Genomic DNA, 22,419 nt, shown 5'->3' with positions numbered 1-22,419 from the left:
CCTGTTTTACGGCGCTACGTCTGTGTAATTAGCCGATTTGCAAAACCCGAGCCATGGCTTCGTCGCCTTCCTTGGCCGTGGTCATCATCTTGACGTGCAGTTCGAATTGACGGGACAGCGCCAGCACCGAGGTCATTTCCTCGACGGCGTTGACGTTGCTGGCTTCCAGGAAACCGGACACCACCTGCACGTTGGCATCGGCATCGGCAGGCTGGCCGCTCTTGGTGTGGATCATGCCGTCCAGGCCCTTGTTGAGGGTCTTGACGTCGGGGTTGACCAGCTTGATGCGATCGACCTCGGCCATCACCCGCGGGCCTTCACCCATGGCGCGAATGCTGATGGTGCCGTCCTGGCCGATCTCGACCTTCTGCTCGGGCGGCACGGCAATCGGGCCACCATTGCCCATCACCGGCATGCCGTTGCCCGCGCGCAGCACGCCCAGGGCATCGATGTTGAGGCTGGCGGTACGCACGTAGGCTTCGCTGCCATCCGGGGCCTGCACGGCGATGAAGCCGTCGCCACCAATGGCGATGTCCAGGTCGCGGCCGGTCTCCTGCATGGCACCGGGGCTGAAATCGGTGGCAGGACGTTCGGTCATGGCATAGGCACGCGCCGGAAAGCTGTCACCAAACACCGGCATCGAGCGCGCCTGCTCCAGGTCGCGCTGAAAGCCGCTGGTGGAAATGTTCGCCAGGTTGTTGGCATGCGCCCGTTGCGCCAGTGCGTTCTGGCTGGCACCGGTCATGGCCACGTAAAGCATCTTGTCCACAGATCATCCTCCGCTGCGCTGGCGAACACTTGCCGTTCACCGCTGCTTTGCCGGTCACTCAAGCAAGTTTCAAACCAACTCTGCAAAACAGGGGTAAAGCCCCGTCAATGCGGGGGCTGGAGCACAGGCCAGCGCCTGCGCGTGCGATGCACCGTCGAAAATACGGCGCCAGCTTGCCGCTAGCGGCAAACCTCAGTTGTCACGGCAAGCGCCATTGTTGAAAGGCCCGGCAAACCGACGCCAGCCCTCGCCCGGCGAAACCTGCGAACAGACGAGCCGGCCATCGGCCTGGCTTTCCCAGCGATACCAGGCGGCCATGTCGGCGCCGACCTGCACAGCCACCACCAGCAAGGCGAAGCCCACGATTGCGAGTGCGCACTTCATTTCTACTGCCTCCGAAACAACGAACCCCTTCCGAGAAAGGGGTTCGTCCATGCTCATTCCATCAGGCGATCATCAGGTCATCTGGATGATGGTCTGCATGATGGTGCTTTCGGTAGAGATGGTCTTGGAGTTCGCCTGGAAGTTGCTCTGCGCCTTGATCAGCTCGACCAGCTCCATGGTCAGGTTGACGTTGGACGCTTCCAGTGCGTTGGACTCGATCGAACCCAGGGTACCGGTCTTCGGCGTGTCGATGCCCGGGATGCCCGAGGCGTAGGTCTCTTTCCAGCGGGTACCACCCAGCTGCTCCAGGCCCTGCTCGTTGGCGAAGCTGGCAATCGCGACCTGGCCGATGGCGCGGGACTGCTGGTTGCTGAAGCTGGCGAACATCACACCGGTGGAGTCGATGCTCAGGCTGGACAGGATGCCGGTGGCATAGCCGTCCTGCGCCTGGGACATGCGGGCAGTGTCGGTGTTGTACGACGTGGTGCTGGTCATGTTCATACGGATGCCGTCGGCATTGCCGGCCGAACCGTTGGACGCCCACTTGTCGGTGGCCTTGTCGTAGGACGCCGGCACCCAGCCTTTCATGGTGAAGTTGTTGTTGACCACGGTGAATTCGGAGCCCGCCGGGTGACCGGTATTGTCGGCAGTCATGGCCTTGACACTGCCATCAGGATTGAAGCTGATGGTGCCGGACAGTGGCTTGGTGCTGGTAGGGTCGAACGGGTTGCGACCATCGACCAGCGTGTAGGTGGTCCACTGGTTGTCGCCGGTCTTGCGATAGAACTGCTCCATCGTGTGCTCGTTGCCCTGACTGTCGTAGATCTTGGTCGGGAACGATTTGGTGTAGGTGCTCTCGTCCGAAGGGTCGAACGTCTTGTTGTCCACCAGCACCGGCGGCGTGCTGTCATCCAGTACCTGCAGCGGGATCGACGGCGCCGAGGAGTTCAGGTTGATGCCCTGATCGATCAGCGTGGTGGTCTTTGGCGCCAGCGCGGAGGTGTCGATCTTCAGGTCGGTCAGCACGCCCTTGATGATCTTGCCGTTGACGTCGGCCGCGTAACCTTGCAGACGGATACCGTCCGAGGTCACCACGTAGTTGTCCTTGTTGGTCTGGAACGCACCGGAACGGGTGTAGCTCAGCGAGCCGTTGTCGCTCAGGACGAAGTAGCCCTGGCCCTGGATACCCATGTCCAGTACGTTGCCGGTGTTGTTGATGTCACCCTGACCGAACTGCTGGGAGACTGCAGCCAGACGCACCCCGTTGCCGACGGTCTTGCTGCCCACGCCCAGTTTGCTGGCCGAGTACACATCGGCGAACTCGGCGCGCGAGGCCTTGAAGCCGGTGGTCGAAACGTTGGCGATGTTGTTGCCGGTGACAGCCAGTTGCTTGTTGGCTGCATAGAGACCGCTAAGGCCGATATTGAAAGACATCTTTCCACTCCTTGTGCCGCGTTAGCCGGCTCTATATACCGATAGTTTGGACTTTGGACAGCGCAACGCTGCCCAGGCCAGCGAGGTTGAGCATCAGCTCGCCGCCGGTCTGACTGATGGTGACGCTGCTGACGGTGGCCGGCAGCAGGGTGTACATCTCGGCCGACTTGCCATCGACGGTGGTCTTGGCCGTGAAGGTGTAGGTACCCGGGTCGACCTTTTCGCCCTTCTCGTTGGTACCGTCCCAGATGAAGTCGGCATTGCCGGCCTTCTGCTCGCCCAGGTCGATGGTCTTGATGGTCTTGCCATCCTTGTCGGTGACAGTGACGGTGCCCGAAGTGATCGACTGCGGGACCACCACCTGGCCAGTGAAGCTCTTGGTCGTGTCGACCACGGCCTTGTCGGCCTGGGTGATCACCGAGCGACCGACCAGCCCGGAGGCCTGCAGCGCCTGCGAGGACCCCATGGCCCCCGTGATGGCGTTGACCGAATCGTTCAGCGAGGTGATGCCTTCTAGGCTGGAGAACTGCGCCAGCTGGGCCACGAACTCGCTGTTGTCCTGGGGGTCGAGCGGGTTCTGGTGCTGCATCTGGGTAACCAGCAGCTGAAGGAACGCGTCCTTGCCCAGGGTCTGGCCGTTGGCGGTCTTGCCGCCCAGGCCGCTTGCCGCGTTCGTATTGCTGGAGTTCTTGACGCCGGAATTGGAAATGACGTCGTTCAGGTTTACATCAGCCATAAAAAACGCCCCTTATCACTGACCCAGGGTCAGGACCTTCTGCATCATGGTTTTGGCCGTGTTCATCAGTTCGGCGTTGGTCTGGAACGAGCGGCTGGCGGAGATCATGTCAGCCATTTCCTCGACCACGTTGACGTTCGGGTAGTAGACGTAGCCGTCCTTGTTCGCCGCCGGATGGTTGGGCTGATAGCGCGCCTCGAGGTTGCTCTGGTCTTCGACCACACCCAGTACCTGAACGCCCTGCCCGGCTTCGCCCTGGTCCTGGAACAGCGACTGGCTGACGCCATTCTGGGCCTGCTGGAACGTGGTGGCGAACACCGGGTGGCGGGCACGGTAGGTCTGGTCGATGCTCGAGGAAACGGTCTCGGCGTTGGCGATGTTGGAGGCAACGGTGTTCAGGCGCGTGGTCTGCGCGCTCATGCCGCTACCGGCAATGTTGAAAACGCTGGCAAGGGACATGACTTACTCTCCGCGCAGGGCTGACACCAGCCCTTTGAATTTACTGTTGAGCAGCGTGAAGCTGGCCTGGAAACCCACGGCGTTCTCGGCATAGCTGGATTGCTCGAGCTGCGCGTCAACGGTGTTCTGGTCGATCGAGGGCTGCATGGGCGTGCGGTACTGCAGGGTTTCGTCACCCATCGCCAGGCCTTGGGCCTCGATGTGCCGGGTGTTGGTGCGCTCGAGGGAGAAATGGCCGTTCTTGACCTTGTCGGTCTCGGCCGCCAGCACGGACGAGAAGTCCATGTCGCGCGCCTTGTAGTTGGGCGTGTCGGCGTTGGCGATGTTGTTGGCCAGCACTTCGGCACGCTGGGCGCGAAAGCCCAGTGCCTTTTCGTGAATGCCAAGCGCTTTGTCGAAACTGATGCTCATGTCGGGGAAACCTTTGAAGGTTGACCGTAGGGTTCGTTGCCGGTGATAGAGCAAGTCCCGTGCCAAAACACAAAACCCAGCAAAGCCTGGGCTTTTCCGCGCTTGCCAGCCATGGCAATGCCAGAAAAGCGGCAACGGATTTCCGCCAGACACCGGCAAAGCGGCAATTGCCTGGCAGCGGCAACCCCACCCTGCGCCCTTTTGGCGTCAAATTTTAATGTCAATTCGCTATCTCTCATCTAAGATCCGTCCCGCTCCGCTACGTGGCATCTGGCTATCACCGCACAGCCGTCATGCCACGCAGGCAAGCGCCGAATTCAATACGCTGTGTTTAAGGAATAAACCGTGACTCCTGTGATGTTTCGCAAGACCCTGCTCGCCCTGGCAATCACTGCCACCGCCCTGCCTGTCGGCGCCCAGACCATCAAGTTGACCGATGCCGGCTTCATCAGCGAGCACAAGACCTACGAAGGCAACCTCGAATTCACTGGCGCCTACACCGGCAGTGCCGCCGAAGACGCGATCGAATTCAACGGCAACCACGTCAAGGGCGACCTGATTCTCAACACCACGATCAACAGCAGCGGCAACTTTGCCGGCGGCATCGACCTGGACGCCTGGGAAGACGGCAGCAGCTGGGCCAGCAACCAGATCGACGGCAACCTGATCAACAAGGGCAGCATCAGCGCCGTGGGCGGCGGCTCCAATGCCCTGATGATCGACCCGGCCACCATCAATGGCAGCGTCATCAACCAGGGCCTGCTCAGCGCTACCGGCGAACCGCTGCTCGACGGCAGCGAAATGGACGTGGCCCGTGCACTGGACTTCACCGGCACGATCAAGGGCGACCTGCTCAATGACACCACTGGCCGCATCATCGCCAAGGGCACCAGCGCCAAGGGCATCAACCTGGAAGGCGGCCGTATCGACGGCAAGCTGATCAACAACGGCCTGATCCAGGTTACCGGTAACGGCGCTACCGCCATCGACGCCACTACCAGCTTCAACGGGCAGAATGTGGACATGGTCGACCTGGCCGGCATCGTCAACAACGGCACCATCATCGCCACCGGCGATGACGCCGAAGGCATCCGTGTGGACGGCGCCAGCTTCACCACCGCCGAGCGCCAGATCGTCAACACCGGCACCATCAAGGCGACCGATGCGGCCATCGTGATCGGCAACTTCGACATCGACGTGGCCAACCGTGACGCTTTGTGGGTCGTCAACAGCGGCACGCTGATCTCCGAAGATGAAGCGGTCGATGCATCCGAAACCAACAAGACCGTCTACCTGAGCCTGCAAAACGGCAGCAAGGTGACGGGCAACCTGATCGATCTGACGTCCATCGACGTCTATGGCAACGTCGACTTCAGCGGCACCCAGGGCAACGACGGCGCCAACATCCGCCTGCGTCAGGGTGGCTGGATGAGCGTGGGCGGAGAAACCGGAAGCGCTCACCTGAACCTGGTAAAACCCCATACCGTGCTGGACGGCAGCATGACCGTAGCAGGCAACTCCTCGCTGGGGCTGAACCTGAGCACGGCCACCAACCCGAATGCAGCGGTGCTGAAGGTAACTGGCACTGCCGAATTCGAGAAAGGCTCGCAAGTCAAGCTGGCCGCCAAGGGCAGTGACTTCAACGCCAAGGGCAATACCTATCGCCTGATCGAAGCCGGCAAGATCGACGGCAACATCAACCTGGTCAGCAGCTCGGCCCTGCTCAAGGTCGACAGCTACAAAGTCCAGGGCAACAAACTGGTCGCGACCGTCACCGGCAAAGGTGCTGACGAAGTCAACCAGATCCTGGTCGGCCAGGGTGCCTCGGCCAACAGCCAACTGGCCCTGGGCAGCCTGAACCGCGACAGCATCCTGAGCAAACTGAGCGCCAACGACCCGCTGCTGCAAGCTTTCGCCAATGCCGACGAGGCCCAGCTGGCCAAGCTGGCCGAGCAACTGACACCTGAAGTCAACGGCGGCGCCACCCAGGCAGCCACCACCAGCCAGAACCTGGTGAGCAATGTCACCGGCAGCCGTACCAGCAGCCTGCGTGGCGCCTCCTCGGGCGAAGCGTTCAAGGACACCGGCGTGTGGGTGCAGACCCTCTACAGCGATGCCAGCCAGGACCTACGCGACGGCGTGGCCGGCTACAACGCCTACAGCCGCGGCATCGCGGTGGGTGCCGACGGCAAGCTCAACGACAATCTGACCCTGGGCCTGGCGTACAGCTTCATCAACACCGACGTCAACGGCAAAAGCGGCAACCAGACCAAGGTGGACAGCCACGCCTTCACGCTGTACGGCGGCTTCGAGCAGGGCAACTACTTCGTCGATGCCAGCCTGAGCTATGGCTTGAACGACAACGACAGCAAACGCAAGATTGCCGGCACCTCGGCCAAGGCCGATTACGACAGCGACCTGCTGGGCCTGAACGTGGTGGGTGGCTACACCTATCACATCAACCCGCAGATGCTGGTCGAGCCGCGCATTGCCGCACGCTACAGCCTGGTGAACATCGACGGTTACCGCGAGAAGGGTTCGTCGGCTGCACTGAAGGTCGAAGACCAGCGCTACGAGGCCATCGAGCTGGGCGCAGGCCTGCGCGTTGCCGGCGAGTATCCGCTGGGCGCCGGCACCCTGCAGCCACAGGCTCGCCTGATGGCATACCATGACTTCGCGGCGGACGAAGCCAAGAGCACCTCGACCTTCCTGCTGGGTAGCACCCCGTTCGTCACCAGCGGCGCCAAGGCCGTGCGCAACAGCTACGAAGCCGGCGTAGGCGCCGACTACAAGCTGGGCGCGGTGACCCTGGGCGTGAACTACGACTACATCGGCAAATCGGGCTTTGACGCCGATGTGTTCTCGGCCAAGGTGCGTTACGACTTCTGATCGATGACAGCAGCTGCATGAAAAAGGCCGGTGTCTCGCGACACCGGCCTTTTTCGTTTCACTTGGCCTGGTAGATGATCCCCGGGCTGCACTGCACCATCTGGTAATGGTCGGGCAGCCCGTTGAGCGCCTCGGACGCCCCCAGGAACAGGTAACCGCCGGGCTTGAGCGTGCCGTGAATGCGCAGCAGGATGTCCTTCTTCACCTGGGCGGAGAAGTAGATCAGCACGTTGCGGCAGAACACGATGTCGAACTTGCCCAGGCTCGCGTAGCTGTCGAGCAGGTTGAACGAACGAAACTCGACGCGGCTGCGGATCGGGGCCTTGACTGCCCAGCGCCCCGGCCCCTTGGGGTCGAAATAGCGTTGCAGGCGCTCCTGGGACAAGCCACGGGCAATGGCCAGGCTGTCGTACTCACCGGTCTTGCAGTTGGCCAGCATCGAGCCGGACAGGTCGGTGGCGACGATCTGCGCCCCCATCTTCAATTGCCCGATGTTGCTGCGCTCGAACTCATCGATGGCCATGGAGATCGAGTACGGCTCCTGCCCCGACGAACAGGCCGCCGACCAGATGCGCAGGCGCTGGCCAGGGTTGGCCTTGATCTGCTCGGGCAAGACCTTGTTCTTGAGCACCTCGAACGGATAGTTGTCGCGAAACCACAGGGTTTCGTTGGTGGTCATCGCATCGACCACCTGCTCGCGCAAGCCGCTGCGCGGCTGGGTCTGGATCCGCTGCACCAGCTCGCTCAACGATTTGATGCCCTGCTGTTCCATCAGCTTGTTGAGACGGCTGGAGACCAGATACTGCTTGTTTTCGCCCAGCAGGATGCCACAGGCTTTTTCCAGGAAGACCCGGAATTGTTCGAAATCCAAATTACCCGTAGACAATGATGCCGCCTCTTAAATCATGTGTAACGCCAGGGACGAGCCCTGGCCGTTAGTGGGTGGCCTTGATCCGGTCGACCACGCGTTGCGCCAGGTCATCCGGCCGGAACTTGGCGAGAAAATCATCCGCGCCCACCTTCTTGACCATGGCCTGGTTGAAGACGCCGGAAAGCGAAGTATGCAGGATGATGTGCAACTTTTGCATGCGCGGGTCGTTGCGGATTTCTGCAGTCAGGGTATAGCCGTCCATTTCCGGCATCTCGATGTCGGAAATCATCATCAGGAATTCCTCTTCCGGATGCTTGCCCTCATCGACCATCTTGCGCAGGTAATCCAGCGCCTGCCGGCCGTCGTTGAGCGCCACCACCTCGACCCCCACCGTCTGCAGGCAACGGCTGACCTGCTTGCGTGCCACCGAGGAGTCATCCACGGTGAGCACGCGCAGCGACACGGCCTTGACCTGCACTTCTTCGTCGACCACACCCAGGGAGATCGCCTCGGAGGTCGGCGAGACCTCGGCGAGGATCTTCTCCACGTCGATGATCTCGACCATCTTGCCGTCCACCCGGGTCACGGCCGTCAGGTAATGGTCACGACCGGTGCCCTTGGGTGGCGGATGGATCTCCTCCCAGTTCATGTTGACGATGCGTTCGACCGAGTGCACCAGAAACCCCTGGGTCTTGGTGTTGTACTCGGTGATGATCACGAAGCTCTTGCTGACATCTTCACTCAGACCGGGCATCCCGGTCGCCATCGCCAGATCCAGGATCGGGATGGTTGCCCCACGAATATTCGCCACACCGCGCACCACCGGGTTGGACTTGGGCATCACGGTCAGGTTCGGGCATTGCAGCACCTCCCGCACCTTGAACACGTTGATCCCGTACAGCTGCTCGCCATTGAGGCGGAACAACAGCAGTTCGAGACGGTTCTGCCCTACCAGTTGTGTGCGCTGGTTAACCGAATCCATTACACCAGCCATGCCAGACTCCTCGACCAAATGCTCGAGCGTCGTACCGCAGTCGGCACGCGCCTTGCTTTTTTAACTGTATGAACACGAAAACGACATTTTTCCGACGCCTGACCCGCCCCTTGCCCGGCATCCTTGCTGCGCTGTGCCTGCTGGCCCCCGGCGTTCGAACTCTGGCTGACGCTTTCACCTTGCCTGAACAGCTTATCGGTGTCACTCAGGGGTTTCTTGAATTCACGGTCGAGGATTACCTGGCGACCAGCCAGACCGAAGGGCGCTTCGAGATCCAGGTCAACAGCCTCGACCCGCGCCTGCGCATGCCACTGTGCGACCAGCAACTGGGCGCCACCCTGGAAAGCCCGGCGCAACCGCTGGGCAGGGTGACCGTGCGCGTACGCTGCGATGGCAGCTCCCCGTGGACGGTGTTCGTGCCGGCCCAGGTGCGGCTGTTTCGCAATGTGGTGACCGTGGCGCGTCCGCTCAAGCGCGACAGCGTGGTCGGCGAACAGGACGTGAGCCTGCGCGAGCGGGACGTGGGCATGCTCAACCAGGGCTACCTGACCAGCCTGGAGCAGGCCGTGGGCCTGAAGGTCATCCGACCGACGGTCATCGATCAGGTGCTCACGCCGCTGCATCTGGAGCAGGCCGAAGTGGTCCGCAAGGGCGATCATGTGGTCATCATCGCCCGCAGCGGCACGCTGAGCGTGCGCATGCCGGGAGAAGCCTTGAGCAAGGGCGGCCTCAGTGAACAGATACGGGTACGCAATCTGAACTCCAAACGGGTGGTGAAGGCACGGGTCACTGGACCAGGGCAGGTGGAAGTCGCGATGTGAAGCGGGTCACGACGCCAGAACAAACAAGGCTGGCGATCAGGAACCGCTTTTCCTAAACTGTGTCGAACCGGGTTGATGGGCTGGCCGCGCAAGCTGCACTGCATTTGCGTCTAAAGTTTCTTTCGGGTTGGCCGAAAACAAGGCAAGCGTCCAAACACCCAGAGGTTTTCTGATCATGGTCATCGACTTCAGTCGTTTGAATAATTCCCCGTCCGTGACGGGCGCCGTGCGCACTGGCAACAGCCAGGAAAGCACGGCCACTGCTCGCACCGCCACCAGCGCTACCGAGGCTGGCCAGAGCGGAGAAGCCGTACACCTGAGCCACGAGGCCCAGCAGTTGCAACAGGTCAGCGACAAGCTGCGCGATCAACCGGTTGTCAACAGCGCCCGCGTGGCCGAGTTGAAACAGGCCATCGCCGACGGCAGCTACCAGGTGGACGCCCAGCGCGTCGCCAGCAAACTGCTTAATTTCGAAGCCCAGCGCTAGCCCTCTGGCGCGCTGACTTCAGGACGCTAGAACCAAGAGCCAGCCAATGCACGACACTACTCTGCTGCAACTGATCGAAGATGATATTGCTCCAGCGCAACAACTGCTCGAGTTGTTGCAGGCTGAAGCCGTGGCCCTGCATGGCCGCGACATGCCCTTGCTGGAAAATATTCTGGCCCGCAAGCAATCGCTGGTGGTGCTGCTCGATCAAGGCGGACAACGACGTAGTGCGCTGCTTGCGAACCTGGGCCTGCCGCAAAGCCGCGAAGGTGTAGTGGCCATGGCCGAGCAATCGGACCTGGGCTCCCTGCTCATCGAGCAGCTCGATGTGCTGGCTGCGCTGATGAATGATTGCCAGGCGGTCAACGCACGCAATGGCCAGGCGATCCAGCTTCAGCAGTACACCACCGAAAACCAGATCAAGATCCTCATGGGTGGCGAATCACCGTCGCTCTACGATGCCCGCGGCACTACATCGCCGCTTTCAAAGCCTCGTGCACTCAGCCAGGCGTGACCCCCTCTATCAAGGCACGATTCATGCTGGCAGAATGCCAGCAATTGCCTGTGTCGTTTTTGCCTGGAGATTCATCAACCGTGTTCAATGACGAAGAAGCTCCTCAGCCTCCGAAGGTGCTGACTACGCCTTTGGAAATTGCCGCTCATTTGCGGATGTTGCTAGAGAGCCATGACCCACTGATCATCACGTTCCCCGAACGCAGCCAGCGCTTCCAGAGTTATGTGGTGGAGGTAGACCGGGACAGCAACAGCATGGCCCTGGACGAAATGATCCCGCGCGATGGCGAACGCTTCCTCGAAAATGGCGAACCATTCCGTATCGAAGGCTTCCATGACGGCGTGCGCATTGCCTGGGACTGCACTACCCCGCTGAGCATCAGCACCTCTGACGGCTCACGCTGCTACCGCGGTAGCCTGCCCACAGAAGTTACCTATCACCAGCGTCGCAATGCGTTTCGCGCAGCACTGAAGCTGTCGCAACTGGTCGACGTGATTTTCGACGGCGAGAAACTGCGTGGCGAGCACCCGCTCAAGGGCAAGCTGCTGGATATTTCGGCTACCGGCTGCAAGCTTCGCTTCGAGGGCGATATCGAGGAGCGGTTGCAGTTGGGCCAGGTCTACGAGAAGTTTGCTACCGGCCTGCCGCTGGGGCTTTCTCAGGTAATGGTCGAGCTGCGCCACCTGCACTATGAAGAGCGCCTGAACGCCACCTTCGCCGGCATTCGCTTTCATAACGTGACAGGACAGATGGCGCGCAAGATCGAAAGCTTTGTGTACCAGCTGCAACGTGAAGCGCGACGCTTCGACAAAGACGATTACTGATAGACATCACGCTTCACATTTCCAAGGGTAGCTACCCATTCAGCGGCAACGGATTCATCCGCAAAGGGGCGCCTGGCGCCCCGCCTGCCAGCGGAACTCAGACGCAGCCCTTCGCCACTATCTGCCCCCCACGCCACTCACACTTCTGGCGCAGGCTTGACAGGTTCGACGCCCTCAGCCTCCCCGGGCGTGCCCTCCTCTTCGGTATCTTCGGCACCTACCGGTGCCTGCATCTGATCCTGCACCACCTGCTCATCAACCCGCGGGTCGAGCGCCGCAGACAGCGGTGAACCTGCCGCCGGCATCGCTACGTGAAGCAATGGCGCATCCTCGACCTGATGCAGGTTGGTAACCGCTTTGGGACGGATGCGCCACACCAGCACCAGCGCGAAGAAACAGAAGAACGCGTACAGCATCTGGTCGCCCAGGGTCTTCATCAGCACACCGGCCACCAGCGGCCCGATGCTCGCCCCCACGCCATAGGTCACCAGCAGCATCGCGGTGAGCGAGACCCGTCGCTCGCTTTCAACGTGGTCGTTGGAAAACGCCACCGCCAGCGGGTAGAGGCAGAACTGCAGCAGCGAGACCGCAAAACCGGTGATGAACAGCACCTCGAGCGGCACGCTCGGCAGCAGCGCCAATGGCAGGGAGGTGACGGCCAGCCCCACCGCCACACTGCGAATCAGCACGGCCCGGTCGTAACGGTCCGACAACCAGCCCAATGGCCACTGCACGAGCAGGCCGGCAAAGATGCAGCAGCCCATGAACACACCGACCTGTTCTGTACTGAGCCCCTGCTTGGAGGCGTAAAGAGGCGCCAGACCATAGAACGACCCCACGATCAGCCCCGCCCCGAGTACCGTACTCAACGACTGGGGGACGCGCTTGATGAAGAACCGCGGCTCCATGGGGGCCGGACGCAGCGGTGCGGGGTGGATGCGCCGGGTCAGGGCCACCGGAACCAGGCACAGCGCAAAGCACATGGCCACCAGCATCAGCAGCTCCAGGCCCAGCTGCGGGTGAACCACCAGAATCAGCTGGCCCAGTACCAAGCCCAGATAGGAGGCGATCATGTAACCGCTGAACACCGCCCCACGCTGCTTGGCGTCGGCCTGTTCGTTGAGCCAGCTCTCGATCACCATGTACTGGCACATCATGCCCAGGCCGACGATCACCCGCAGCAGCAGCCAGGCCGGCAACCAGCTGACCAGACCATGACCAAGCACCGCTGCGCCGACGATGCCGGCACACGTAGCGTAGGCGCGGATATGCCCCACCCTGGCGATCAGCCGGTGCCCGATCTTGCCCCCCAGCGCCAGGCCGAAATAGTTGGCCGCCATCAGCGCACCGACCCACAGGCTGTCGACCTGATCGGCCGCCAGGCGCAGGGCCAGGTAGGTGCTCAACAGGCCGGAACCGATCAACATCATCAATGCGGCGAAATACAGCGCGCGAAAAGACTTCCAGATACTTCGCATCGACGTCCCTGAGGGCCCCTTGAGCAGGTGAAAAAACTGCTTGAAAGCATAAGTGAAAAAAACGCCGACGCGGCGGGCCGGGCATAAAAAAACAGGTGACAAACCATGATCTCGATCATGGCTGCCACCTGTCTCTGCTTACCCTGGCGCCAGGCGGCATTGCCGCCCCGCAGTTACGCCTGTGCCGCCAGCACGCGCCGCTCCCACGGGGTGATCTCGTCGAAGAAGCTGGTCAGTTCCAGGGTCTTGGACGCGATGTAACCTTCGATGAACTCAGTCCCGAACAGTTCCCTCGCCAACTGGCTGCGCTTGAGACGCTCCAGTGCCGCGTGCAGCGTGCAGGGCAGTGACAGGTTGTCGGGCACCTCGAATTCGCCCTGGATCGCCGGCGCCGGCTCCAGCTGCTGTTCGATGCCGTACAAGCCGGCCGCCAGGCTGGCGGCGATGGCCAGGTAGGGGTTGGTATCGGCCCCGGGCAGGCGGTTCTCGACCCTGCGCGCTACCGGTGCGCTGGCAGGGATACGCAGGCCCGCAGCGCGGTTGTCCTGCGACCAGCAGGCATTGTTGGGCGATGCATAAGGGTGGCACAGGCGCTGGTAGGAGTTGACGTTGGGTGCGAACAACGCGGTGAAGTCGGCCATGCATGCCTGCTGGCCACCGATGAAGTGATAGAAGGCAGGGGTTGGCTGCCCCTGCGCATCGCTGAACACGTTACGGCCGTTGTCGATCTCGACCACGCTCTGGTGAATGTGCATTGAACTGCCTGGGGTTCTGGCCAGCGGCTTGGCCATGCACACCACACTCAGGCCATGCTTGAGCGCAACCTCCTTGAGCAGGTGCTTGAACAGGAAGGTCTGGTCGGCAAGCAGCAGCGGGTCACCGTGCAGCAGGTTGATCTCGAACTGGCTGACGCCCATCTCGTGCATGAAGGTGTCGCGCGGCAGGCCCAGGGCCTCCATGCAACGGTAGACCTCGCTGAAGAACGGGCGCAGGCCATTGTTGGAACCGACGCTGAACGCCGAATGGCCGTCCTCGCGCCGACCGTCCAGCCCGGTGGGCGGCAGGAACGGCTGGCTCGGGTCGGGATTGGGAGCGAACACGAAGAACTCGAGCTCGGTGGCCACCACTGGCGCCAGGCCGTGCGTGCGATACCGCTCGATCACCGCCTTGAGCTGGCCGCGGGTGGACAAGCCCGAGCTCTGTCCATCGAGCTCATTGGCATCGCAGATCGCCAGTGCCCTTGGTTCGTCGCTCCAGGGCAGGCGGTAGATATGCAGGGGGTCGGCCGCCAGGGCAAGGTCGCCATCGTCGCTGCCGTAAAAGCGTGCCGCAGGGTATCCGCCCATGATGCACTGCAGCAACACGCCGCGTGCCATCTGCAGGCGCCGCCCTTCCAGGAACCCCTCGGCGGTCATCACCTTGCCGCGAGGCACGCCATTGAGGTCGGGGGTGACGCATTCGATTTCATCAATGCCCGTCAATCGCTCGGCGAGAGAACGTTGGCCATTGGTCGTCATGACTTGATCCTTGTTATTTTTAACAAGCCGCGAACGGCGACCCGAACAACATAGTCCGGGGGTGTTAAAAATATCAAGCACCATATAGTCCCGATCGCTGGACAAACGCCGCCAGCCAACCCGTAGAAGCTGTCTACACTGTGCCTGGCAGCGTAATACCGTTCGCCGGCAGCGGCAGCGCAGTCTTGTAGCGCACCTGCTTGAGGGCGAAGCTGGAGCGAATATTGGCCACCCCGGGCAAGCGGGTGAGGTAGTCCAGAAACCGCTCCAGGGCCTGGATGCTCGGCAGCAGTACACGCAGCAGGTAATCCGGGTCGCCGGTCATCAGGTAGCACTCCATCACTTCCGGGCGCTCGGCGATTTCCTCTTCGAAGCGGTGCAGCGATTGCTCCACCTGTTTTTCCAGGCTGACGTGGATGAACACGTTCACGTCCAGCCCCAGCACTTCGGGCGACAGCAAGGTCACCTGCTGGCGAATCACGCCAAGCTCCTCCAGCGCCTTGACCCGGTTGAAACAGGGGGTGGGCGACAGATTTACCGAACGGGCCAGCTCGGCGTTGGTGATGCGGGCATTGTCCTGAAGGCTGTTGAGAATGCCGATGTCAGTACGATCCAGTTTGCGCATGAGACAAATTCACCTGCTTCTTGTTCTTTTGAAGAATGTTTATCCGCAAGCCAGCCCAAAGGCAATGAACTTGAGAAAAATATTCTTCCGCCAGCGGAATATGATGTAGGCAAGACTGACTCTCCGGTCACAAGCCGGGTTCAGTAGCGACCGCTTCAAAGCTCAACAAAAACACAAGACAGAGCGAGCGTAAAAAAGCATGAACGAGTACGCCCCCCTGCGTCTGCATGTGCCCGAGCCTACAGGCCGGCCAGGCTGCCAGACCGATTTTTCCTACCTGCGTCTGAATGACGCCGGTCAGGTCCGCAAACCCGCCATCGATGCCGAACCCGCCGGTACCGCCGACCTTGCCTACGGGCTGATCCGCGTGCTCGACGAACAGGGCCGTGCGCTTGGCCCCTGGGCCGAGGACATCGGCCCCGAAGTGCTGCGCCAAGGCATGCGCGCGATGCTCAAGACCCGGCTGTTCGACAGCCGCATGGTCGTGGCGCAGCGCCAGAAGAAGATGTCCTTCTACATGCAGAGCCTGGGCGAGGAAGCCATCGGCAGCGGCCAGGCACTGGCCTTGAACCGCAGCGACATGTGCTTCCCCACCTACCGCCAGCAGAGCATCCTGATGGCCCGCGACGTGTCGCTGGTGGAGATGATCTGCCAGCTGCTGTCCAACGAGCGCGACCCGCTCAAGGGTCGCCAACTGCCCATCATGTACTCGGTGCGCGAAGCCGGCTTCTTCACCATCAGCGGTAACCTGGCGACCCAGTTCGTGCAGGCGGTCGGCTGGGCCATGGCCTCGGCCATCAAGGGCGATACCAAGATCGCTTCGGCCTGGATCGGCGATGGTGCTACGGCCGAGTCGGACTTCCACACCGCGCTGACCTTCGCACACGTGTACCAGGCCCCGGTGATTCTCAACGTGGTCAACAACCAGTGGGCCATCTCCACCTTCCAGGCCATCGCCGGTGGTGAATCCACCACCTTCGCCGGCCGCGGCGTTGGCTGTGGCATCGCTTCGCTGCGGGTCGACGGCAACGACTTCATCGCGGTGTACGCGGCCTCGCGCTGGGCCGCCGAACGTGCCCGCCGCGGCCTGGGCCCGACCCTGATCGAATGGGTGACCTACCGCGCCGGGCCGCACTCCACGTCGGACGACCCGTCCAAGTACCGTCCGGCCGACGACTGGAGCCACTTCCCCCTCGGCGACCCGATCGCCCGCCTCAAGCAGCACCTGGTGGCCATCGGGCACTGGTCGGAGCAAGAGCATCAGGCGGTGACTGCTGAGCTGGAAGCCGAAATCATCAGTGCGCAGAAGGAAGCCGAGCAGTACGGCACCCTGGCCGGCGGGCAGATGCCCAGCCCGGCGAGCATTTTCGAGGATGTGTACAAGGAAATGCCGGAACACCTGCGGCGCCAGCGCCAGGAACTGGGGATCTGACATGAACGATCACAACACCACTATCCAGTTGGAAACCGCCATGGCGACTACCACCATGACCATGATCCAGGCCCTGCGCTCGGCCATGGATATCATGCTTGAGCGCGATGACAATGTTGTCGTCTATGGCCAGGACGTCGGTTACTTCGGCGGCGTGTTCCGCTGCACCGAAGGGCTGCAGAACAAGTACGGCAAGTCGCGGGTGTTCGACGCACCGATCTCCGAAAGCGGTATCGTCGGCACCGCCGTGGGCATGGGTGCCTATGGCCTGCGCCCTGTGGTGGAAATCCAGTTTGCCGACTACTTCTACCCAGCCTCGGACCAGATCGTCTCGGAGATGGCCCGCCTGCGCTACCGCTCTGCCGGCGAGTTCGTGGCCCCGCTGACCCTGCGCATGCCGTGCGGTGGCGGCATCTACGGCGGCCAGACCCACAGCCAGAGCCCGGAGGCGATGTTCACCCAGGTCTGCGGCCTGCGTACCGTGATGCCTTCGAACCCCTACGACGCCAAGGGCCTGTTGATCGCCTCGATCGAAAACGACGACCCGGTGATCTTCCTGGAGCCCAAGCGCCTGTACAACGGCCCTTTCGACGGGCACCACGACCGGCCGGTAACGCCCTGGTCCAAACACCCCGCCAGCGCCGTACCGGATGGCTACTACACCGTGCCACTGGACAAGGCTGCCATCACCCGCCCAGGCAATGCGGTGACGGTACTGACCTACGGCACCACGGTGTATGTATCCCAGGTGGCTGCCGAAGAGACCGGCATCGACGCCGAGGTCATCGACCTGCGCAGCCTGTGGCCGCTGGACCTGGAGACCATCGTCGAGTCGGTGAAGAAGACCGGCCGCTGTGTGGTCGTGCACGAAGCCACCCGCACCTGCGGCTTTGGCGCCGAGCTGGTGGCGCTGGTACAGGAGCACTGCTTCCATCACCTCGAAGCCCCGATCGAACGCGTCACCGGTTGGGACACCCCCTACCCGCACGCGCAGGAATGGGCGTACTTCCCCGGCCCATCGCGAGTGGGTGCGGCATTGAAACGGGTCATGGAGGTCTGAATGGGCACGCACGTCATCAAGATGCCGGACATCGGCGAAGGCATCGCACAGGTTGAGCTGGTGGAGTGGTTCGTAAAGGTCGGCGATACCGTCACCGAAGATCAGGTGGTCGCCGACGTCATGACCGACAAGGCCACCGTGGAAATTCCTTCGCCGGTCACCGGCAAGGTGCTGGCCCTGGGCGGCCAGCCCGGTGAGGTCATGGCCGTAGGCAGCGAGCTGATTCGCATCGAGGTCGAAGGGGCCGGCAACTATCAGGAAGGCGCCGGCAAGCCGGCAGCAGCCACGCCGCCTGCGGTAGCTGCCGCACCGAAGGCCAGCGTACCCGAAGCCCAACCCCAGCCCGCCGTCGTGTCTACCCCGGCAGCGGCACCTTCAGGCAACGCACAGCGTTCACCGACGATCGTGCCACGTGAGGCCAACGAGCGTCCGCTGGCCTCCCCGGCGGTGCGCAAGCGCGCGCTGGATGCGGGCATAGAGCTGCGCTATGTACATGGTAGTGGCCCTGCCGGGCGCATCCTGCACGAAGACCTGGACGCTTTTCTCGTTCAACCGAGTACCAGCAGTGCATCGGGCCCCGGTGGCTATGCAAGGCGTGACGACAGCGAGCAGGTGCCTGTGATCGGCCTGCGCCGCAAGATCGCGCAGCGCATGCAGGATGCCAAGCGCCGCGTCGCGCACTTCAGCTATGTCGAGGAAATCGACGTGACCGCGCTGGAAGAACTGCGCGTGCACCTGAACAAGAAGCATGTTGACAGCCGCGGCAAGCTGACCCTGCTGCCCTTCCTGGTACGGGCAATGGTGATCGCCGCGCGCGAATTCCCGCAGATCAACGCCACCTATGACGACGAAGCCCAGCTCATTACCCGCCATGGTGCAGTGCATGTGGGTATCGCCACCCAGGGCGACAACGGGCTGATGGTACCGGTGCTGCGCCATGCCGAGGCCGGCAGCTTGTGGAGCAATGCCAGCGAGATCGCCCGGGTAGCCAACGCCGCCCGCAACAACAAGGCCAGCCGTGAAGAGCTGTCCGGCTCGACCATTACGCTCACCAGCCTCGGCGCACTGGGCGGCATCGTCAGCACACCGGTGGTGAACACGCCGGAGGTGGCCATTGTCGGGGTCAACCGCATCGTCGAGCGGCCAATGGTGGTCAACGGCCAGATCGTGGTGCGCAAGATGATGAACCTGTCCAGTTCGTTCGACCATCGTGTGGTCGACGGCATGGACGCCGCGCTCTTCATCCAGGCCATCCGCGGCCTGCTCGAACAACCTGCCAGCCTGTTTGTGGAGTGACCATGCAGACTCTCAATACCACCCTGCTGATCATTGGGGGCGGCCCCGGCGGTTATGTCGCGGCGATTCGTGCCGGTCAACTGGGCATCCCCACTGTACTGGTCGAAGGCCAGGCACTGGGCGGCACCTGCCTGAACATAGGCTGTATTCCATCCAAGGCACTGATCCATGTAGCGGAGCAGTTCCACCAGACTTGTCAGCACAGCCAGCACTCCAGCCTGGGCATCAAGGTACAGGCTCCCAGCCTGGACATTACCCAGAGCGTGGCCTGGAAGGACGGCATCGTCGACCGCCTGACCAGCGGCGTTGCCGCCTTGCTGAAGAAACACGGCGTGACGGTGATTCATGGCTGGGCAAGGATCGTCGACGGCAAAACCGTCGACGTCGAAGGCCAGCGCATTCAGTGCGAGCACCTGCTGCTCGCCACGGGCTCCAGCAGTGTGGAGCTGCCCATGCTTCCACTGGGCGGCCCGATCATCTCGTCCACCGAAGCCCTGGCCCCGCAACGCCTGCCAAGGCGCCTGACGGTGGTGGGTGCAGGCTATATCGGCCTGGAGCTGGGTATTGCCTACCGCAAGCTGGGGGTCGAGGTAAGCGTGGTGGAAGCGCGCGAGCGTATCCTGCCTACGTATGACAGCGAGCTCACTCAGCCGGTAGCCGAGTCGCTGAAGAAACTGGGCATGACGCTGTACCTCAAGCACAGCGTCGAAGGCTTCGATAACGCCACCCAGTGCCTGCAGATCAGGGACCCGCATGGCGAACAGTTGAGGCTGGAAACCGATCAGGTGCTGGTTGCCGTAGGACGTCGGCCACGCACTCAAGGGTTCAACCTGGAAACCCTGGAGCTCAAGATGAATGGCTCAGCCATTGCCATCGATGAGCGTTGCCAGACCAGCATGCGCAATGTGTGGGCAATCGGCGATCTGAGCGGCGAGCCGATGCTGGCCCACCGCGCCATGGCCCAGGGCGAGATGGTGGCCGAACTCATCGCCGGCAAGCAGCGGGTTTTCGATCCGGTGGCCATCGCGGCAGTGTGCTTTACCGACCCCGAGGTGGTGGTGGCAGGCAAGACACCCGAGGCCGCACAACAGCAAGGCCTGGATTGCATCGTTGCGCAGTTCCCGTTCGCGGCCAATGGCAGGGCCATGACGCTGGAATCCAAAAGCGGCTTCGTACGCGTGGTGGCGCGTCGCGACAATCACCTGATCCTGGGCTGGCAGGCTGTCGGCGTGGGGGTTTCGGAACTGTCTACCGCGTTTGCACAATCACTGGAGATGGGCGCCCGGCTCGAGGATGTGGCCGGAACCATCCATGCCCACCCTACCCTCGGAGAGGCTGTGCAGGAGGCTGCATTGCGTGCCTTGGGGCACGCTTTGCACCTGTAGCCAGAACCACTGGGCGTCGATCATCGACGCCCAGGCATCAGGCGATCTGGTTCTTGCCGCCGGCCTTGGCGCGATAGAGCGCCTGGTCGGCACGGGCGACCAGTTGCTCCGGGCGCTCGCCGCCACGCCACTGGGCGATGCCAAAACTCAATGTGACGCGGTGCTCGCCAATTGGGGGCAACCTCAACACCTGCTGGCGGATGGCATCGGCTACCGCCATTGCTGCCTGCAGGTCACTCCCTGGCATCAACACCATGAACTCGTCACCCCCCCATCGGGCAAGCAGGTGCTCGGGGCCGACACACTTACGGATCTGTTCGACCACCTCTACCAGGGCGGTATCGCCACGGGCGTGGCCGTAACGATCATTGATCGGCTTGAAATCGTCGAAATCCATCAGGATCAGGCTCAAGGGCAAACGAAAGCGGCCGGCACGTTCGCATTCCTGAAGCAGGGCCTTTTCCAGGCGATAACGATTGGCCGCCAGGGTCAACGAGTCGCGCTCGGCCAGGTCACGGTTCTCATCGAGCTGACGTTTCAGTTGCTCGTTCACCCAGCACAGTTCCCGGGTCCGTTCGGCAATCAGTGACTCCAGCGAGCTGTTGCGCTGCTCCAGATGGGCAACCAGGCGCTTGCGGTCGTCGATGTTGCGGTGTGCACCGAACATCCTGGCCACCGAGCCATCAGGGTTGCGCGCAACCACATGCCCGCTGTCCTCGATCCACAGGTAGCTGCCATCCTTGCAACGGCAACGGTACTCCACCTGGTAGCTTGGCGCGCGCTGGCTCAGGTAGTCCTCGAAGCAGGCCATCACCCGCGGGTAGTCCTCGGGGTGAATGACGTTTTCCCAGGTGAACACCGTATTGTCCAGCGAGTGGCTGGGGTAGCCCAGCATGCGATACCAACCCGGGTTGCGATAGACATGGCCGGTGTTGGCGTTCCAGTCCCAGATGCCATCACTGACCAGGTCCAGGAGGGTTTGCAGTTGCTCTTGCCCCAGGTCGCTCAATGGCGCCATCACGCAAGCGGTATTCTCACTCATGGACACTCTCCCCTGTCCAGCAACTACGCCCCAGCTCAATGATGGTGCTGCCGATTGTTATGCGCCAAAGCCTGCGCGAAATTTCGAACAATATACTCGCGAAAGAATGGAAGCGGCAGGCGGAACCGACCGCACGTCCAACTGCAAGCCTTGGCTGTTGCCGCCTGCGGCAATCATCCTCCTCTTTGGGGCAACAGCGTGCCAGAGTAAACGGCCGAGCATTGCTGCCCCCTTGTAATACAGAGGGTTCAGAGCGTGAGGTAACTGGCACAGCCCTTGCTCTTCCCTTGCTCTGCACAGTATCGGGAGACCTTCAGGTGAGCATCATCAATGATTATGGTTGGCAGGTAGCCGCTACCACTCAGCAACGTAGCAGTGTTTCTACAGACAGCGATGCTGTGCCGTATGTACCTGTTTCAGTTGCCATCCAGTCGACGTCCGACACGCGCGGGAGTGCCAGTCACTCCGAGCAGCGCTTTCACGACAACCAGCAAGAAGCGTTCGCAAAGTTCAAGGTCAGTCTGCAGAACCTGGAAGAGATCTTTGACACGAAGGAACCAGAGAGCACTGCCTTGCAAGAGTTTCGCGACTACATGGCACTGTCTCCCGAGCAGAAAATTCGCGAGAAGATGCTGCGCGAACTTGGGCTGAGCCTTGAAGAATACGAAGAGTTACCCCCTGAGAAGAAGGAGCTGATCGACAAGCAGATCGCTCAACGCATCAAGGAAGAAATGGAGATAAAAACCATGGCCAAGCTGCAACCGCCTCAACAGATGGATGCGGTCAGTGCACTGGCAGGTTCACAGACACTGTCGGCAGAAGGCACCAACGAAAAGGACAGGACGGACCCGCTGGCCTGAATCGTATTACGCAAAAAACCACCTCCCGAGGTGGTTTTTTTATGCCCGCCTTGCAGGAAACTTTCAGCCCACAAAGACAAAACCCCTACCTGCAGATGCAGATAGGAGTTTCGGAATTTAATCTTGACGAT

23 protein-coding genes are annotated in these 22,419 nt (G+C 61.7%); 11 read left to right on the top strand and 12 right to left on the bottom strand.

Going from position 1 to position 22,419, the window contains the following annotated elements; genetic code table 11:
- Positions 1-28: 28 nt before the first annotated feature.
- The 6 genes from FW760_RS18620 to flgB all read right to left on the bottom strand — a co-directional run bounded on the left by FW760_RS18620 (position 29) and on the right by flgB (position 4,193).
- Positions 29-769, bottom strand: coding sequence for a flagellar basal body rod protein FlgF (locus FW760_RS18620; RefSeq protein ID WP_043861786.1), 741 nt, complete (start codon positions 767-769; stop codon positions 29-31).
- Positions 770-961: 192 nt separating this feature from the next.
- On the bottom strand, positions 962-1,153 hold the full coding sequence (locus tag FW760_RS18615) for a hypothetical protein (protein WP_043861785.1): 192 nt from the start codon (positions 1,151-1,153) through the stop codon (positions 962-964).
- Between the two features lie 72 nt (positions 1,154-1,225).
- A complete protein-coding gene (gene flgE / locus FW760_RS18610) occupies positions 1,226-2,587 on the bottom strand; it encodes a flagellar hook protein FlgE (protein WP_088515594.1) in 1,362 nt (453 codons plus the stop codon).
- A gap of 31 nt (positions 2,588-2,618) precedes the next feature.
- Positions 2,619-3,323 carry a flagellar hook assembly protein FlgD gene (gene flgD / locus FW760_RS18605; RefSeq protein ID WP_104572203.1) on the bottom strand — a complete coding sequence of 235 codons (705 nt, stop codon included), beginning with the start codon at positions 3,321-3,323 and terminating at the stop codon, positions 2,619-2,621.
- A 15-nt stretch (positions 3,324-3,338) separates the two neighbouring features.
- On the bottom strand, positions 3,339-3,782 hold the full coding sequence (gene flgC / locus FW760_RS18600) for a flagellar basal body rod protein FlgC (protein ID WP_043861782.1): 444 nt from the start codon (positions 3,780-3,782) through the stop codon (positions 3,339-3,341).
- A gap of 3 nt (positions 3,783-3,785) precedes the next feature.
- Positions 3,786-4,193 (bottom strand): flagellar basal body rod protein FlgB, encoded by a 408-nt coding sequence (gene flgB, locus FW760_RS18595; RefSeq protein ID WP_054915646.1) that lies wholly within the window; start codon positions 4,191-4,193, stop codon positions 3,786-3,788.
- Positions 4,194-4,252: 59 nt separating this feature from the next.
- Here flgB and FW760_RS18590 point away from each other — a divergent pair, with 59 nt between their 5' ends.
- Both FW760_RS18590 and FW760_RS18585 read left to right on the top strand, forming a co-directional pair.
- On the top strand, positions 4,253-4,411 hold the full coding sequence (locus FW760_RS18590; protein WP_158554927.1) for a hypothetical protein: 159 nt from the start codon (positions 4,253-4,255) through the stop codon (positions 4,409-4,411).
- Between the two features lie 139 nt (positions 4,412-4,550).
- Positions 4,551-7,082 carry an autotransporter family protein gene (locus tag FW760_RS18585; RefSeq protein WP_116053213.1) on the top strand — a complete coding sequence of 844 codons (2,532 nt, stop codon included), beginning with the start codon at positions 4,551-4,553 and terminating at the stop codon, positions 7,080-7,082.
- Positions 7,083-7,140: 58 nt separating this feature from the next.
- Here FW760_RS18585 and cheR read toward each other — a convergent pair whose 3' ends face one another.
- Both cheR and FW760_RS18575 read right to left on the bottom strand, forming a co-directional pair.
- Positions 7,141-7,968: a protein-glutamate O-methyltransferase CheR gene (cheR, locus tag FW760_RS18580; RefSeq protein ID WP_043861780.1), complete on the bottom strand. Its 828-nt coding sequence runs from the start codon at positions 7,966-7,968 to the stop codon at positions 7,141-7,143.
- A gap of 49 nt (positions 7,969-8,017) precedes the next feature.
- A complete protein-coding gene (locus FW760_RS18575; RefSeq protein WP_043861779.1) occupies positions 8,018-8,947 on the bottom strand; it encodes a chemotaxis protein CheV in 930 nt (309 codons plus the stop codon).
- Positions 8,948-9,015: 68 nt separating this feature from the next.
- On the opposite strand from FW760_RS18575, the gene flgA reads away from it, so the two are divergent.
- From flgA to FW760_RS18555, 4 genes are all read left to right on the top strand, one after another.
- Positions 9,016-9,768 (top strand): flagellar basal body P-ring formation chaperone FlgA, encoded by a 753-nt coding sequence (gene flgA, locus FW760_RS18570; protein WP_116053210.1) that lies wholly within the window; start codon positions 9,016-9,018, stop codon positions 9,766-9,768.
- Positions 9,769-9,943: 175 nt separating this feature from the next.
- Positions 9,944-10,255 carry a flagellar biosynthesis anti-sigma factor FlgM gene (gene flgM, locus FW760_RS18565; RefSeq protein WP_043861777.1) on the top strand — a complete coding sequence of 104 codons (312 nt, stop codon included), beginning with the start codon at positions 9,944-9,946 and terminating at the stop codon, positions 10,253-10,255.
- A gap of 46 nt (positions 10,256-10,301) precedes the next feature.
- A complete protein-coding gene (locus tag FW760_RS18560) occupies positions 10,302-10,769 on the top strand; it encodes a flagella synthesis protein FlgN (protein WP_043861776.1) in 468 nt (155 codons plus the stop codon).
- Positions 10,770-10,849: 80 nt separating this feature from the next.
- Positions 10,850-11,593, top strand: coding sequence for a flagellar brake protein (locus FW760_RS18555; protein WP_043861775.1), 744 nt, complete (start codon positions 10,850-10,852; stop codon positions 11,591-11,593).
- Between the two features lie 137 nt (positions 11,594-11,730).
- Here the strand turns inward: FW760_RS18555 and FW760_RS18550 are convergent, their stop codons facing one another.
- The 3 genes from FW760_RS18550 to bkdR all read right to left on the bottom strand — a co-directional run bounded on the left by FW760_RS18550 (position 11,731) and on the right by bkdR (position 15,213).
- Positions 11,731-13,071 carry an MFS transporter gene (locus tag FW760_RS18550; RefSeq protein ID WP_043861774.1) on the bottom strand — a complete coding sequence of 447 codons (1,341 nt, stop codon included), beginning with the start codon at positions 13,069-13,071 and terminating at the stop codon, positions 11,731-11,733.
- 173 nt (positions 13,072-13,244) lie between these two features.
- Positions 13,245-14,486: a glutamine synthetase family protein gene (locus FW760_RS18545; protein WP_178083074.1), complete on the bottom strand. Its 1,242-nt coding sequence runs from the start codon at positions 14,484-14,486 to the stop codon at positions 13,245-13,247.
- A 235-nt stretch (positions 14,487-14,721) separates the two neighbouring features.
- Positions 14,722-15,213 (bottom strand): Bkd operon transcriptional regulator BkdR, encoded by a 492-nt coding sequence (bkdR, locus tag FW760_RS18540; protein WP_043861772.1) that lies wholly within the window; start codon positions 15,211-15,213, stop codon positions 14,722-14,724.
- 199 nt (positions 15,214-15,412) lie between these two features.
- Here bkdR and FW760_RS18535 point away from each other — a divergent pair, with 199 nt between their 5' ends.
- Genes FW760_RS18535 through lpdA form a run of 4 tightly spaced genes read left to right on the top strand, consistent with a single transcriptional unit; the run spans position 15,413 to position 20,386 of the window.
- Positions 15,413-16,645, top strand: a complete 1,233-nt coding sequence (locus tag FW760_RS18535; protein ID WP_043861771.1) for a 3-methyl-2-oxobutanoate dehydrogenase (2-methylpropanoyl-transferring) subunit alpha — start codon at positions 15,413-15,415, stop codon at positions 16,643-16,645.
- A gap of 1 nt (position 16,646) precedes the next feature.
- Positions 16,647-17,705 carry an alpha-ketoacid dehydrogenase subunit beta gene (locus FW760_RS18530; protein WP_043861770.1) on the top strand — a complete coding sequence of 353 codons (1,059 nt, stop codon included), beginning with the start codon at positions 16,647-16,649 and terminating at the stop codon, positions 17,703-17,705.
- Complete coding sequence (locus tag FW760_RS18525; RefSeq protein ID WP_116053204.1) at positions 17,706-19,001, top strand: dihydrolipoamide acetyltransferase family protein; 1,296 nt, start codon at positions 17,706-17,708, stop codon at positions 18,999-19,001.
- Between the two features lie 2 nt (positions 19,002-19,003).
- Positions 19,004-20,386 carry a dihydrolipoyl dehydrogenase gene (gene lpdA, locus FW760_RS18520; protein WP_054915651.1) on the top strand — a complete coding sequence of 461 codons (1,383 nt, stop codon included), beginning with the start codon at positions 19,004-19,006 and terminating at the stop codon, positions 20,384-20,386.
- 37 nt (positions 20,387-20,423) lie between these two features.
- On the opposite strand, the gene FW760_RS18515 is transcribed toward lpdA, so the two are convergent.
- Positions 20,424-21,428 (bottom strand): sensor domain-containing diguanylate cyclase, encoded by a 1,005-nt coding sequence (locus FW760_RS18515; RefSeq protein ID WP_054915652.1) that lies wholly within the window; start codon positions 21,426-21,428, stop codon positions 20,424-20,426.
- Positions 21,429-21,745: 317 nt separating this feature from the next.
- Between FW760_RS18515 and FW760_RS18510 the strand changes: the two genes are divergently transcribed.
- The gene (locus tag FW760_RS18510) at positions 21,746-22,288 is read left to right on the top strand and encodes a hypothetical protein (protein ID WP_078480290.1); all 543 of its coding nucleotides are present in this window, start codon (positions 21,746-21,748) and stop codon (positions 22,286-22,288) included.
- Positions 22,289-22,419: the final 131 nt, after the last annotated feature.

Source organism: Pseudomonas sp. 1176_21 (assembly GCF_052850635.1).
This window is presented reverse-complemented; position numbering and strand designations above follow the sequence as displayed.